Below are 14,745 nucleotides of genomic sequence, written 5' to 3'. Positions count from 1 at the left end.
GCTGACCGCCTCGGTGAAGTCGTCGTCGCCACCGGCAACCATGTGACCAGTACCGGGTGACATCCGATGTTTCGGTGCGAGGGACGAGATCGAGAAATTCACCGAGAGTCTTCTTGGAGACTCCGCCTGAGAGAGCGCCACGTATCAGACGCGTCGGGGCGGTGATTCGATGTGCTCCGGCCACGAGAGTGCCGTCATTCGTACGGACGCGCTCCTGGATCACCCCATCCCCCGTCCCCAGAAATTCGAGAAAGAAACCGATGGTACCGCAACAGTACTACGAGTAGCCTTGCGCTTATTCAACGAGAGTGCAATCAGCTCTGCAATGCGGTGGGAGACGAAATGTCCACGGTGCAGCTTCGTTATGACCCGTTCGACCAAGAAATTCTGGACGACCCTTACCCGATCTATCGCCAGCTACGCGACGAAGCTCCGGTGTACTGGGCCACCGATTCGACTACCTGGGTGCTCAGTCGCCATGATGATGTCACCGCTGCTCTGCTGGATCACCATAGGTTCTCGTCGGTGGACGGCATATTTCCCACTCCGCCGGGCTCGGATTTTCACGCATCGTTCTTGCCCATGATGATTATGATGGATCCTCCGCGACACGATCAGCTGCGGGCGCTGGTAAGCAAGGCGTTCACCCCGCGGCGGATCGCAGCGCTAAGTAGCGGGATTGAGGACTTGGCCGATCGGTTGTCTGGTTGCCTTGACAACGGGGCGGGGTCGGCGGATTTTGTCGCCGACTTTGCCGCAGTGCTGCCGGCGATGGTGATCGCCGATTTGCTCGGCGTCCCCCGCGAGGACCGCGGACAGTTTCGGCAGTGGTCCAATGCGATGGTCCAGTCCAATCCGGCCCGCGGTGAGACCGGTGAGGGACTGGCCGCCGCGGCCGCCATCTACGGTTATTTCACCGATTTCCTGGCCGAGCGTCGCCGCGAACCACGGGGCGACTTGATGTCGGCCCTGGTGTGCGCCGAGATCGAGGGGAAGCGTCTCAGCGATGATGACGTCCTGGGGTTTTGTCTGTTGTTGCTGATCGCCGGCCACGAGACCACGTCCAATCTGCTCGGCAACGCCGCCGTAGTACTCGCGGAGCATCCCGACGTCCGCCGCCGCATGGCCGGGGACGACAGCTTGCTCGGTCCCGCGGTTGAAGAGTTGCTGCGCTATGACTCACCCGTGCAAGGACTTTCACGAACCCTGACACGCGACGTCACGTTGTATGGCGCCACGATGTCTGCCGGCGACTCGGTGCTGCTGCTTTTCGGCTCGGCGAACCGCGACGAGCGCGTCTTTCCCGATCCCGACACATTCGATATCGGACGCAAACCCGAACATCAGGTCGCGTTCGGCCGCGGCGTTCACTTCTGCCTCGGCGCGTCGTTAGCGCGGATGGAGGCCCGGATCGCGCTGCGCGCATTGCTTAGCCGCATGCCCGACTGGGAGGTCGACCTGGTAAGCGCGCGGCGGCTGCGTTCCGGCCCGATCCGAGGCTATGTGTCATTACCGATCTCCTGGGCCCCCAATTAGCTGCGCCGCGCAGGCTGGCCGGACCGGCTACCGCGGACGGGTGGTCCGTCGGGGGTACGCCGCTACGGGCTAGTCGGGGTGACGACGATATGCAGCGAGAACGCCATCGACGATGCGCTCGCAGTCGTGACGCTCGATCGCCCGCAACCCGGTCAGACGCGCGAACGCCACTGGCCCCACCAGCTGACACAGGAACAGCTCCGAGTCGAAATCGTCGAGTTCAGCACGGGCTTCTGAACTTTGCAAAAGGGTGTCGAACGGCTGGCGATAGTGGTCGATGATCCGCGTGCGCAGCGTATGCCGATCCCCGGACTCCTGCGCGCCTTCTGGTGTCGGGCCAAGCGCGACCCAGGCCAAAGTGGTGGCATGCAGCGGCGCCTCCTGAAACAGCGTGGCTTGCCGGCTCAACAGCTCAACGAGTTGATCCCGCAACGATCCTGTCTCCGCGGCGGGTGTCACTTGAGGCAACAATCGCTCAAACGTGGCCGCAAGCAGTTGCGTCGAACTGCTGAAGTGGCGATACAGCGTGGTACGCGCGACTTTGGAGGCTTTGGTGACCGCGTCGATCGTGACGGCCTCAATCCCGCCCGCGCTGAGAAGCTTGGTGGCTGCATCCAATAGCCGGGTCCGCGAGCGCAGCCGGCGCGGGTCAACGTCATCGTCGTCTTCGACCGGCAAGTCAACGGCGTCGCGTTCCACTTATTCACCGTAAACCCCCCGGTTGCATCGCCGGGAGCAATCTCGCCCGCGCCCACCGCGTGCACCGCTCGCAAGCAATCAGGGATACTGTTAGTATCGTAGCGATACTGACAGTACCCTTATCACGGGGAGAGCGCCGAAGGAGGCATCATCGTGAACACATCGTCGGTCAAAGGATCCCCGGTGCAGGTCCGCAGTGCGGCCACCACAGGGGAGTTCGCGCGGCTTACGCACCAACATTCCCGGCTTGCATCGCCGGCCAGCGCGCAGACAGAGGATGGTGGCCTGCGATGAATTTGCCGCTTGGGTTGACCAAGACTCACCTATGGACGCGCGCGGCCCACGACTTCACCCGCGTCCGACGTAGCATCCAAACGCGCATACACCGAGAGCCGCCGATGGACGGGGACCGCGTGCGCCCACGTCACTACCCCGCTCGCTCCTCGTCATACTTGGACGAGGACCTGATGAACCGGGAAATGCACGACCACGTGCACGAGCCGACCAGGATGGCCACACGGCTGGCATATCGCCTACGCCGTTCATAAGACCGCGACAGCGATCGCGTGTTGCGCGCACTGGCAGTTTCGCCGATCGCGCAGAAGGGTACTAATAGTACCGGTGCGATACGATTGGTGTCTTTGAGCTAACAGGGGCGGGGATGGCCTCCAGCGGGCGGGATTTCTCGGGTGTGTCGACTGCGAGGCGCCCGGCTCGAAAGCGGCGTCCTAGGGTCGCGGGCGCCGAGGGCGCCTACAGCGCTCGATTAGCTGGCGTGGCCAATTTCACCCTTCGGCATAAGGTCCTGGTGATCGCGATCTGGCTCGGCATGGCCGGCGCCCTCGCATTGCTGTTTCCGCAGCTGGAAACGATTGTCAAACAACAGTCGGTGAACCTGATCCCGCGTCATACGCCCTCGCTGCAGACGGTTGATCGCACGGGCGCGGCCTTTGGGGAGCAGGGGGCCAAGACGACAATATTTGTGGCGATGGAGGATCCGACTGGGTTAACTCCGCCGATCCGGCAGCGCTACGACACGATGATTTCGCGGTTGCGTGCCGACTCCAACCACGTGCGCCTGGTGCAGGACTTGTTGGCCGACCCGGTTACTGCCGGCCAGGCGGTTAGCCAAGATGGCAAAGCCTGGTATCTGCCGGTCGGCGTGGTCGGAACGCTCGGCGATCCCAACGCCGCCGAATCCGTTCACGCCGTACGTACCATCGCCGCTGATTGCTTCGCCGGCTCGAACACCACCGTCCGCGTCACCGGACCCCCGGCTACCTTCAGCGATCAGATCGCTTCAGCCGAAAAAGATTTGGTGGTCATCTCGGCTGCGACCGCGGGTCTGATCGCGCTGATCTTGCTCCTGGTATATCGGTCAGTATTTACGGCATTGTTGCCGCTGCTAGTCATTGGAGTGAGCCTGGCGGTCGGGCGTGGAGTGCTATCGGCACTCGGCGAATCAGGAATGCCGGTGTCGCAGTTCACGATCGCGTTTATGATGGCAATCTTGCTGGGCGCGGGCACCGACTATTCGGTATTTCTGATCAGCCGCTACCACGAGCAGCGGCGACAACAGGTACCCGCGGATCTCGCCGTCGTCAACGCAACCGCCACTATCGGGCGCGTGATCCTGGCCTCGGCCGCCACCGTCGCGTTTGCGTTTTTGGCCATGGTGTTCGCGAAACTGAGCGTATTCGCGGCCCTGGGACCAGCGTGCGCCATCGCTGTTTTCGTAGGATTTGCGGCGACAGTGACTCTCTTACCCCCGGTGTTGGCGCTGGCCGCAAAGCGCGGCATCGGGGAGCCGAAGGCTGATCGCACCCGCCGCTACTGGAACTGGATTGCGGTGGCCGTTGTCCGCCGACCGGTACCACTGTTGGTGGCTAGCCTGGTTTTGGTGCTAGCGCTTGGGGCCGTGGCGCTGACCATGCGTGTCAGCTACGACGACCGCCAGGGACAACTGAGCACTTCTGACAGCAACGAGGGTTATCAGCTGCTGGACAGGCATTTTCGCAAGGATGTGGTCATCACCGAATTCTTGGTCGTTGAATCGCCCAGCGATATGCGCACCGGTAAGGGCTTGGCCGACCTGGACGAAATTGCGTCGCGGGTGTCGCAACTACCGGGTGTGATCAAAGTCTTCGGCGTCACCCGCCCTGCCGGCACACGGCTGGACCAGGCTCAACTTTCCTGGCAAAACGGCCAGATCGGCGACAAGATGGCCAGCGCGGTCGCCGACGGAAACGCCCGCAAGCAGGACCTGGCCAAACTCACCGACGGCGCCGACCAACTCGCCGGCGGTCTGGCCAAACTTGACACAACCCTGCGCACAGCGTTGACACCCCTGACCGGAATCCTCACGCAGGCCCAGTCCAAGGGCGTGCTAACCCAGCGGTTCCGGCCACTGCTGCAGCAGTTGTCGGCTACCGTGCCCGCAGTCGACGAGGCCATACGATCAGGACCGGGCCTGCGTCAGCAAGCCGAACAAGCCCAGAACGCCATCGCCGCGATTGACCCTCTCATGGGCGCGCTCAGTACCTCCCCCTGGTGCGCCGCCACACCCGAGTGCGCGCAGATTCGCGACCACGTGCAGATTTTGGTGAACTTGCGCGACCGCGGATTCTTCGGCCAGCTCGCCAACCTCGGCGACCTGTATCAGCCGGGCAGCGATACGACCGCTGGCACCTTGGCCGACATGCAGAACACCATCACCTCGCTGAGCAAGGCGTTCGGCGCGCTCGGGGACCCTGGTGACCTGGCCGGCAATATCCGCCGCCTCCAAAGCGGTATCAGCCAATTAGCCTCTGGCGCCCAAGCCTTGGCCACCGGCGTCCACGCCCTTGCCGATAGCAACATCGAGATGCTGTCCGGCATGAGTCAGATTGCCACCCAGCTGCAAAATGCCGCCCGGGCCAGCGCCGGGTCAGACAACGCCAGCGGCTTCTACCTTCCCAGCAGTGCCTTCGACAACCGCCAATTCGCTGACGTCGCGAAACATTTCCTGTCCGCCGACGGGAAGACCGCACGTTTCGCCATCGAATCCAGCTACGATCCCTACAGCGGCGACGCGATGAACCTCGCCCACAGAATCACCGATGTCGCTAATGCCGCCCGGCCCAATACCTCTCTGGCCAACGTCACCGTGTCAATGGCAGGATTTCCCGCCGTCAACTCCGATATCCAGCACCTACTCTCGGCCGACTTCCACCAGCTTTCCATTGCCACCCTCATCATCGTCGGTCTGATTCTGGTCGCACTACTGCGCGCCCTGGTGGCACCGCTGTACCTCCTGGGGACCGTAGTGCTCAACTACGGCGCGGCATTGGGCATCGGAACACTCATCTTTCAATACGCCCTCGGCAAGGAAATCGCCTGGCCCGTACCACTTCTCGCATTTATCATCCTTGTAGCGGTTGGCGCCGACTACAACATGCTGCTCATCTCCCGACTGCGCGAAGAATCGGCCCGCAACATCCGCGTCGGCGTACTACGGACGGTCGCAAACACCGGCTCGGTCATCACTTCGGCAGGAATCATCTTTGCGGCGAGCATGTTCGGGCTCATGGTCGGCTCTATCGCCATCATGATCCAAGCCGGATTCATCATCGGCTGCGGACTACTACTCGACACCTTCGTTGTTCGCACGCTCACAGTTCCCGCGATCGCCACTCTACTCCGCGAAGCCAGTTGGTGGCCGCAGCGAAAAGCCTTCGCTAACAGCACCAATCGAGGGCAAAGCACAACATAGAGCCGCCAGTGGACACCGGACCCGCAATACGGGCACGGTGCGCGCGACGTGGATTGAGCTCGATGAACATCTCCCCTGAGTCGCATCGGCCGAGAAATCACCAACTCGTAGTAATCCTCAAGGCCAACTACCAGCCCCGTATCACAGGCGCTCCAGTGGCAGTCGCTCATACGCCCAGGAGGCGTCGCACAGCTCGATTAATGCAATCTCGCGCCTCCGCCGCCACCGTGCGCCCGCCGACGAAGTCCATGAGGTTGGCTAGCCAGATGTCAGTGATTAGCCCAGCAACCTGTCGCTCATAAGCCCCCGGCATCGTCCCAGCGATAGCGCGTGCCAACATGCTTTCAACGACGTCGACCGCGTGCTGGGCTGTCAAGGCTTCGTCGTTGTGGGCAACTACGAAGCCGCGAACGGTGGCCTCAGTGAGCCGCGCGTTCTGCTGCCACTCGTCGTGAAGTCGCGCTGACAACGATTCCAGGCGATCCACTGGGGACGCGGCGCAGGCGCTCCAATCGCGTTCGTCATCGACGCGCTCGAACTCACGCACGAGCACACTCACCAGCACGTCGGTCTTCGACCTGAAATGCTGGCACACCGGTCCGAGAGTGAGGCCGGCCCGCTTGGCGACCGCCCGCAAATTGACAGCCCTGAAGCCTCCCGAGATGGCCAGCGCGCGTGCAGCATCAAGAATCGCGGCACGCTCCTCGATCTCCGTCACGAAACCTACACCGGCACAGGGCCGTACAACCTCGCCGTCAGCCGAGAGTCGCATCACGACACCTCTTCCGAGCTTCGACCAGTTCCCGGCCCGACGTACCGAGCGAGATCACCAAGCAAGTCATCGAAGCCGGAGATTTCTCCGTGGGCAGCGAAATGGTCGATGTCGACGACAGCGAAGACGGCTGTGGCGGTAAATCGCGTGAGCCCGTCGCGACCAACGCCGGTGCCGCTGACGTGTAAAGCGCGACCACGCCGAGCAGTGATGCGTGCGCTAATGCGGTGAGGCTGATGAAGCCGAACAGGCACCTGGTACTCGACGGCAAGATTACGTGTGACCGCGGGGGTGCCCGCGATCCAGAGGGTGAAGCCAAGCAGGTCGTCGCATGCCGCGGCGATTGCGCCGCCATGGGCCAAGCCCGGCGCGCCGATATGCCGCTCATCGAACGCACATCGGCATACACCTCCTCTTGAAGGCGATAAACCGCCAACCGCAGCCCGCTGGGGTTCTCCGGCCCGCAACCCATGCAGGTCGGTGTGTGCGACGGTAATCGTTGCGGTTCAGTCAAATCCGCAGCACCCCTCGATCAGACGACTGACGCGGCCGTCATTGGCACAACCGCCACGCAAACACCTCCAGCACGGACGGTTTCGCTACGCTACTTTAAGTACCATAACTCACTCGCTAGTGAACCGGAGTAGCGATGGAATTCGCCCAGTTCGACGAACGGATCGCCGAGGAGATGCTCGGCGCAGCGGCGACAGCGGGTGGAGTCTCGAACTATCTTGGCTTCCGCCACACCAAGCTGAGCGCGGGACGACTGGTCGTCGAAATGGACGCGCGAGAAGACCTCCTGACACCCTTCGGCAACCTCCACGGAGGGTGCCTGTCGGCGATGGTCGACCACACCCTGGGCGTTCTTTTCTATCCCGTTATCCCAGCCGGGTCATGGGTCGCGACAACGGAGTTCAAGCTGAACCTGTTGCGGCCGGTATCTAGTGGCGTGTGCGTCGCCGTGGGCGACATCGTCTCACTGGGCAAGCGTAGCGGCGTCGCGCGCATCGACATCACTAACTGGAGCAAGCTTGTCTGCGCTGCCCAAGGCACCGTCACAATCGTTGGCCCCAAGGAAGGTGCATCGTGAGCACAAAGGCCATGGGAAGGTCTTTCCGCGGTTGGTCGAGTCTCACCGAACCTGTCGCGATAGGTGACGGCGCATGACGCTAACCCATGAGCGCATCCCCACCAGTGGCGGTATCACCCTCGCCGCCGACTGCTACACGCGCGAATCTGACCGGCCGGTGGTGTTACTTCTGCACGGCGGCGGTCAGAACCGCCACGCCTGGGCCGCCTCGGCCCGCCGGCTACATGCTCGCGGCTATAGCGTTGTCGCCTACGACACGCGTGGCCACGGCGATAGCGACTGGGAACCGACCGGCCAATACGACGTCGAGCGCCTCGCGTCGGATCTGATTGTGGTACGAGAGCGATTCGCCGACGATCGCCCTGCCGCCGTCGTGGGCGCGTCGTTGGGAGGGATGACGATCCTGGCCACGCACCTGTTCGCACCGCCCAGCCTGTGGGCAGCCGTGGTCCTGGTCGATATCACTCCGCGAATGGAATTCGACGGAGCGCGTCGCGTCGTGTCGTTCATGGCGGCCCATCCCGACGGGTTCGCCTCGCTCGAGGATGCCGCCGACGTGATCGCCGCGTACAACCCGCATCGTTCCCGGCCCGACAACCTTGACGGACTTCACAAGGTGCTGCAACGGCGCAGCGACGGCCGGTGGGTCTGGCGATGGGACCCCGCGTTTATCACCTCTAACTTCGACTCACTTTCCCTTGATCCGGCAAGGGGCGCGGAGCAGTTCGAGGCCATCGGTCAGTTGCTCCTTGACGGGGCCCAACGCATCACCGCCCCAACACTTCTCGTGCGGGGCGCCCTCTCTGACGTTGTCTCACCTCGGACAGTTGCGGAGTTCCAGGACCTCGTCCCGCACGCCGAGACCGTCGATGTGTCCGGCACTGGGCACATGCTCGCCGGCGATGACAACGACGCCTTTACTGGGGCCGTAACCGACTTCCTCGACCGCGCGACGTGACCGTATCGGCCCCGACTCTCCGATGTGTGACCAATCGGAGCAGCCCGTTTATCCTGCTGACCATGCCGGGCGAGTCGATTCGCGTGTCTTTCCGCCGCCACATGCGCGAGCAAGTCTTGACTACTGCGCGCGCCCTGACAATCGAGAAGGGTTGGGAGCGGGTACGGATGAGTGAAGTTGCCCAGCTCGTCGGCGTGTCCCGTCCGACGCTGTATAAGGAGTTCGCCGACAAAAAGGGACTCGGCGACGCGCTGATCCTCCGAGAGGGAGAGCGGTTCCTAGACGGTATCCGTGCCATCCTGGATCAGTACGGCGCCGATATTGCCGGTGGTATCACCGCCGCCGTGCGGTACACGCTGGACGAGGCCGAGTCCAGCCCGCTTCTGAGAGCGGTGCTCACTTCTAATCAGAGCGCCGAAGCTGAGCCGGATTCACCCAGCACCGGCGTACTGCCGCTGTTGCCGACATCGGCATCGCTTCTCGAGCTGTCTTCGGCAGCGCTGGTGACGTGGTTCACCGAGCACGTCCCGAGCCTCGACGCCGATGACGTAGCCGATGTCGTCGATGCGATGGTCCGGTTGACGGTGAGTCACTTGGTGCTACCCGCCGCTGACGCCACAGCGACGGGTCAGCGGATCTCGCGAGTTGCGCTTCGCTACCTCGGACTCGGATCTGCAGCACCAGGCAGTCGTTGACATAAGAAGCATGATTGTTTAGATGTTGACAACTCTTATTACATTGTAAACACTGGGTTGTAACCCCTTTCCGGCCACATTCGGGAACGGAGTACACCATGACCGATTTGCTGCACGCGCCCGTTGACAAAGCCAGGGAACGCTTTTCGACGGTGATCTTGCTACCCGCGCCAAAGCGCGTCGACGACGGACTTCGTGACTTGAGCCGACGATGGCCGGTTCGGGACCTCGCTGCGCCGCCGGCTGGCACCGGACTCAAGGCAGTGCCAGGCGACGCCGGATTGCCCCTACTCGGGCACACCCTCGACTACATCCGGTTCGGGACAGATTTCGGGCGAGAACGATACGAACGGCTTGGACCCGTGTCATGGATTGGAGCATTCGGCACCAAAATGGTGGTGATCGCTGGGCCCGACGCCACTCAGGAGGCTTTCACCAGCAACGCCAAAGCATTCTCCCAAGACGGCTGGAGCTTCTTCATCGACGCGTTCTTTCACCGCGGCCTGATGCTAATGAGCTTCGATGAGCACCGGATGCACCGGCGCATCATGCAGGCGGCTTTCACCCGTCCCCGCCTCGCCGGATACGTCAAGCAGGTCGCCCCGTGCGTACGGGCAACCCTGCCCACCTGGCCATCCGGCTCGTCCACTCGCGTATATCCGCTACTCAAGAAGCTGACCCTCGATATCGCCACCGAGGTATTCATGGGTGGCCGCGGCAATGACGACCGCGACGCGATCAACCGCGCTTTCATCGCCACCGTCCGGGCTGCCAGCGCGATCGTCCGGGCTCCGCTGCCGGGCACCCGATGGCGTGCCGGGATCCGGGGCCGGGGTGTACTCGAGAATTATTTTGCTCGCCACTTGCCCTCAGCTCGCGCCGGGCACAGCGATGACCTGTTTGCCGCGCTGTGCAATGCCAGAGCCGAAGATGGTGCACAGTTCTCCGACGCCGATGTCATCAACCACATGATCTTTCTGATGATGGCTGCGCATGACACCTCGACGATCACCACCACGGCGGTCGCCTACTACCTGGCCAAGCACCCAGACTGGCAGGATCGGGCGCGGGCCGAATCCGATGCCCTCGGCGATTGCACCCCGGACATCGTGGACCTGGAGGGGCTCACCACCCTCGACCTGATCATTAAGGAGTCGCTGCGACTCGTCGCGCCGGTCCCTCTGGTGATGCGCAAAACAATCGAGGACACCGCCATTGCGGGCCACTACATTCCCGTCGACACGCTCGTGGCTATTACCCCCGCGGTCAATCATTTCGTGACAGATATATGGAGCGATCCGGATCGCTTCGATCCTTCCCGGTTCGACACTCCCCGGCGCGAAGACCAGGCTCACCGCTTTGCCTGGATTCCCTTCGGGGCAGGTGCGCACAAGTGCATCGGAATGCACTTCGGCACCCTCGAGGTCAAAGCGATCCTGCACCAGATGTTGCGCACCTACACGTGGAGCGTCGGCCCTGAGTACACCGTTCGGTGGGACAACACGTCACTCCCGATCCCTGTCGATGGGCTTCCCATCGCTCTGGACCGCCGGGGACGGTGGGAACCGTAATCCCAAGTCTTTCATGACATCTGAAAGTCAGATGGTGCGAGTCACTCGAAGCGGGGAGTTGACCATGACCAGTGAGTCGCCTGCCCGGGCAGCATCGCGGGTTCCGCTGAAGGCCCGACGGGTCCGCTTCGCGTTGCCTTCCGGTACCCGACGCCAGCATTTCGTCGACGGTGACTTGGTGATGAGCCATTTCATTTCGATGCTGTCCGCGACCTTCCCGGAGGGTGAGGACTTCTTCATCCGGTCCGTACGGACCTATCGTGACCAAGTCAGCGATCCCGAACTCCAGGCGGCGATCAAGGGATTCATAGCGCAGGAGGCTACCCACCGGTACCAGCATCGGCTGCTCAACGAGCGATTGCAGGCTATGGGCTACCCGACCGAAAGGATCGAGCGGCACATTCAGTGGTTAATCAACGTGCTGGAGAAGCGGTTCTCCCCGAAGATGCGTCTTGCCGTCACGGCGGCTTTCGAGCACTATACGGCCACCCTCGCCGAGATCATCCTGACCAGTGAGGACGCCCAGAAGCTGATCGGCGACACCGAAGTTCGTCCAATTTTGCTCTGGCATGCTTTCGAAGAGTCAGAGCACAAGGCCGTCGCCTTCGACGTCTTCCGAGCCGTCGGCGGAACCGAGCGCACCAGAGTCCGCGCAATGAGGATTGCCTCGCTGATCTTCTTCACTGAAGTGATCATCCAGACGGCCGGGTCGCTGGCGGGCGACCGGGCGGCCTACAACCCGTTGCGGCTGTTGGGCAGCCTAGGTAACCTGCGCCGTTCTCCGTTGTTCAGCCGGGGTGCGCGGCAACGCTTCATGTCCTACAACCGCCCCGGGTTCCACCCCGATGACTGGGACAGCACCGAAGTCCTCGAACACTGGGCCAAGGAACTCTTCGATGCCGATGGCGCCCAACGAGCGACCAGCCCGTCAGCGGCGGGGTAGCCGAGTCACTGGTCTTAGCGCCCGCGTCGTCGAGCAGTACCGGCAACCCTTTGACGAGCTGTTGGCAGGCCCGGAGACCCGCGCCGGACTCGACGAGTTCGACGTCACTCTGGCAAGCATTCAACTTGTCGGGCCGATCGTTTTGCCGGCATGAAAGCGCTCACTCGAGAGACCGGGACCGCACTATCGAAAACTTCCTGCTGGCCCACCGCATCAGAGGCACTGGACCGGCCTAATCGTTCTACGGCTGACCGTCTGCATCCTTCACTAGCACCTCATTCCAGGCTCGGCCCCCACGCAGGTCGTCAGCATCGCGATTCACCGGCGGAATCGAAGTCATCACCATCGTCGAGCGGATATTCACTGGCCGCATCAACCACCGCACATCACCTCGCCAAGGTGACGCTTCATGCCGCTCCCCTTTGATTGATATAGATCGAGTTAGGGTACTAGTAGTATCGTAGCGATACCAACCGTACCGTAAGCTTCCAAAGTGAGGTGCGATGACTTCCGTCAATCCGATCCGGCCGGTGCTGACGATGTCTCGGGGCCAGCAGTGGACGTTGGCGGTGTCCTGCCTGGCGGTGGCGCTGGTCATCGGCTCAATGGCCGCCCTGTACACCTCCCTGTCTGACATCGCCACCGACACCGGCGCCACCCAGATCCAGCTGACATGGATCGTCGACGCCTACACGCTGGCGGTGGCCTGTCTGGTGTTGCCCGCGGGCGCGGTCGGTGACCGATACGGCCGCCGCGAAGTGCTCATCGGGGGGTTGCTGTTGTTCTCCACCGCGTCGGTGGTGCCACTATTCATCCAGGATCCGGTCTGGCTGATCGCCGCGCGCGCTGTCGCCGGTGTCGGGGCGGCGTTTGTGATGCCCTCGACCCTGTCGATCATGACCGCCGAGTTCGAAGACAGACACCGCAACCGCGCCGTCGCGATCTGGGCGGGTGTGGCCGGATCCGGCGGGATTCTGGGCATTCTGTGCTCAGGGTTGTTGCTGCAGCACTGGTCGTGGAAGTCGGTCTTCGTCGGGTTGACCGCCGCCGGATTGGTGTTGTTCATCGCCGCCCTGACCCTGCCTAAGTCGCGTGAGTACGCCCATCCTGCAATGGATTACCTGGGCGGAGCGGTGGTCGCGGTCGCTATCGGTCTGTTCGTCATCGGGCTGATAGAAGCGCCGCAGCGCGGCTGGACCGACCCGGTGGTGCTGAGCCTATTCGTCGGGGGTGCGGCGGCATCGGTGGCCTTCGTGGTCGTCGAACTGCGCCGTAAGCATCCGTTGCTGGACTTACGGTTGTTCGCCGATCGTGGCTTCGGCAGCGGCACATGGGCGATCACCTTGCAATTCTTGGTGCTGTTCGGAGTGTTTTACCTGCTGATTCAGTACCTGCAACTCGTCGTCGGCTACGAGCCGTTGGGCTCGGCGCTGGCGCTGGGTCCGGTCATCGTTCCGATCGTGGGCATTTCGCTGGTTGCGCCGTGGCTGGCTGAGCAGTTGGGCCTGCGTATGCTGACTGTGTCGGGCCTGCTGGCGATCGCTGCCGGGTTGTCCTTGGCCAGCCGCCTCGATGTCGACTCCAGCTACACCGAGTTCCTCTGGGCGCTGCTGGCCATGGGAACAGGGCTGGGCCTGTGTATGGCTCCCGCAACCGCCGCGATAGTCGCCGCCACGCCGGCGGAGAAACACGGGGTGGCCGCCGCGGTCAACGACGCCGCACGAGAAGTCGGCGCGGCCATTGGCATTGCCATTGCGGGCAGCGTGCTCGCCGCCGGTTACACCAGCCGCATCGAGCTCGCCACGGCGCGTCTGCCTCCCCCGGTGCGCCAACTGGTCTCCGACTCGCTGGCCGCCGCGCTGAAGGCCGCGGACCAGTCGGGCCCGACAGGAGGCCAACTGCCGCACGTCGCCAAGTCCGCGTTCATTCACGGTTACGGGCAGGCTGGCGTGGTCTTATCGATCATTACCCTGGTCGGTGCCCTCGTCGTGGCGGTGTGGGCACCCGCGCGCCGTCGCACGAACCAAGTATCTTCTGAAACCTGTTCGGACCCCTTAGTTTCCGGCCGACACGGGCCGCCGGATGCGCACACCGACAAAGACGGCGTCCCGATAGCGTACGACCAAGGGGTACCGACGTCCGGCCGCTGGCACACTCAAACCTTCAAAGACCCCAAGTGACTACACCAATGCCAGGCGCGGAACCGCAGCCGGTGATGCTAGTGCTTGCTGGCCCGCACTCGTTTGATAGCGGTGGAGGCGGACTGTGACTTACGCCGGCATCCCGAGCCCCCTCGGTGACTTCACCGAGCCGGCCGACTACACCGCCGTAACCCCGCGCCCCATTCGTCCCTCGCCCGACAAGAACGCTTCGCAGACAAGCACTTCCGGGAGTGGACTGCTCACATCTGTGTGGGGACTGCCCGCCCTGACCCTGGGCTCAAACTTGGCCGGCGGGGTGATCGTGATTGCCCTCATCGTGCTTAGCGGGGCCCCAGAACGAATCGGACCACCAGTTTGGACCCTAGTCATGATTCTCGTCGCGATCGTCACCGCTACGCTAGCCTGCGGAGCGTTCGCCCTGACTATGCTCCGCCGCCGCAGCACCAGCTGGATCACTCAGCGGCGCCCACCCACGCCACGCGAAGCCAGCCATATTCTGCGGCTTCCTCTTCACACCAGCCTCGTTGTGGCCGCCCTGTGGCTAGCCGGTATCGCCACCATGACCACG

General features: G+C 62.9%; 10 protein-coding genes and 2 pseudogenes. 9 read left to right on the top strand and 3 right to left on the bottom strand.

Annotation, left to right across the window (positions count from 1 at the left end; all coding sequences use genetic code 11):
- Positions 1-342 precede the first annotated feature (342 nt).
- Entirely contained in the window at positions 343-1,536 is a 1,194-nt protein-coding gene (locus A5791_RS06390) for a cytochrome P450 (protein ID WP_067232957.1), read from the top strand.
- Between the two features lie 69 nt (positions 1,537-1,605).
- Here A5791_RS06390 and A5791_RS06385 read toward each other — a convergent pair whose 3' ends face one another.
- Entirely contained in the window at positions 1,606-2,235 is a 630-nt protein-coding gene (locus A5791_RS06385) for a TetR/AcrR family transcriptional regulator (protein ID WP_067232942.1), read from the bottom strand.
- A gap of 661 nt (positions 2,236-2,896) precedes the next feature.
- Between A5791_RS06385 and A5791_RS06375 the strand changes: the two genes are divergently transcribed.
- Positions 2,897-5,986 (top strand): RND family transporter, encoded by a 3,090-nt coding sequence (locus A5791_RS06375; RefSeq protein WP_082966782.1) that lies wholly within the window; start codon positions 2,897-2,899, stop codon positions 5,984-5,986.
- A 166-nt stretch (positions 5,987-6,152) separates the two neighbouring features.
- Here A5791_RS06375 and A5791_RS06370 read toward each other — a convergent pair whose 3' ends face one another.
- Both A5791_RS06370 and A5791_RS25860 read right to left on the bottom strand, forming a co-directional pair.
- Positions 6,153-6,704, bottom strand: a complete 552-nt coding sequence (locus A5791_RS06370; RefSeq protein ID WP_231995818.1) for a TetR family transcriptional regulator — start codon at positions 6,702-6,704, stop codon at positions 6,153-6,155.
- 53 nt (positions 6,705-6,757) lie between these two features.
- Positions 6,758-7,230, bottom strand: a pseudogene (locus tag A5791_RS25860) (PaaI family thioesterase).
- 177 nt (positions 7,231-7,407) lie between these two features.
- Here A5791_RS25860 and A5791_RS06360 point away from each other — a divergent pair.
- The 7 genes and pseudogenes from A5791_RS06360 to A5791_RS27085 form a co-directional block, all read left to right on the top strand.
- Positions 7,408-7,848 (top strand): PaaI family thioesterase, encoded by a 441-nt coding sequence (locus A5791_RS06360; protein WP_067232934.1) that lies wholly within the window; start codon positions 7,408-7,410, stop codon positions 7,846-7,848.
- A gap of 73 nt (positions 7,849-7,921) precedes the next feature.
- Positions 7,922-8,806, top strand: a complete 885-nt coding sequence (locus tag A5791_RS06355) for an alpha/beta fold hydrolase (protein WP_067232932.1) — start codon at positions 7,922-7,924, stop codon at positions 8,804-8,806.
- 101 nt (positions 8,807-8,907) lie between these two features.
- Positions 8,908-9,501: a TetR/AcrR family transcriptional regulator gene (locus tag A5791_RS06350; RefSeq protein WP_067232947.1), complete on the top strand. Its 594-nt coding sequence runs from the start codon at positions 8,908-8,910 to the stop codon at positions 9,499-9,501.
- Between the two features lie 98 nt (positions 9,502-9,599).
- Positions 9,600-11,072 (top strand): cytochrome P450, encoded by a 1,473-nt coding sequence (locus A5791_RS06345; protein WP_067232930.1) that lies wholly within the window; start codon positions 9,600-9,602, stop codon positions 11,070-11,072.
- Positions 11,073-11,136: 64 nt separating this feature from the next.
- Positions 11,137-12,015, top strand: a complete 879-nt coding sequence (locus A5791_RS06340; protein WP_067232929.1) for a metal-dependent hydrolase — start codon at positions 11,137-11,139, stop codon at positions 12,013-12,015.
- 503 nt (positions 12,016-12,518) lie between these two features.
- A complete protein-coding gene (locus tag A5791_RS06335; protein ID WP_067232927.1) occupies positions 12,519-14,195 on the top strand; it encodes an MFS transporter in 1,677 nt (558 codons plus the stop codon).
- A gap of 349 nt (positions 14,196-14,544) precedes the next feature.
- Positions 14,545-14,745, top strand: a pseudogene (locus tag A5791_RS27085) (hypothetical protein); the annotation flags it as partial.

The sequence above is a fragment of the Mycobacterium sp. 852002-51163_SCH5372311 genome (assembly GCF_001667115.1).
Lineage (GTDB): Bacteria > Actinomycetota > Actinomycetes > Mycobacteriales > Mycobacteriaceae > Mycobacterium.
Note: the sequence above shows the minus strand (reverse complement) of the source record. Positions and strands in the feature narration are given on the sequence as shown.

Bases quoted from the DNA above. Each gene is read 5' to 3' on its own strand.
- A5791_RS06350 (WP_067232947.1), top strand. From the start codon at position 8,908: ATGCGCGAGCAAGTCTTGACTACTGCGCGCGCCCTGACAATCGAGAAG.
- A5791_RS06390 (WP_067232957.1), top strand. From the start codon at position 343: ATGTCCACGGTGCAGCTTCGTTATGACCCGTTCGACCAAGAAATTCTG.
- A5791_RS06340 (WP_067232929.1), top strand. From the start codon at position 11,137: ATGACCAGTGAGTCGCCTGCCCGGGCAGCATCGCGGGTTCCGCTGAAG.
- A5791_RS06345 (WP_067232930.1), top strand. From the start codon at position 9,600: ATGACCGATTTGCTGCACGCGCCCGTTGACAAAGCCAGGGAACGCTTT.
- A5791_RS06355 (WP_067232932.1), top strand. From the start codon at position 7,922: ATGACGCTAACCCATGAGCGCATCCCCACCAGTGGCGGTATCACCCTC.
- A5791_RS06335 (WP_067232927.1), top strand. From the start codon at position 12,519: ATGACTTCCGTCAATCCGATCCGGCCGGTGCTGACGATGTCTCGGGGC.
- A5791_RS06375 (WP_082966782.1), top strand. From the start codon at position 2,897: ATGGCCTCCAGCGGGCGGGATTTCTCGGGTGTGTCGACTGCGAGGCGC.
- A5791_RS06360 (WP_067232934.1), top strand. From the start codon at position 7,408: ATGGAATTCGCCCAGTTCGACGAACGGATCGCCGAGGAGATGCTCGGC.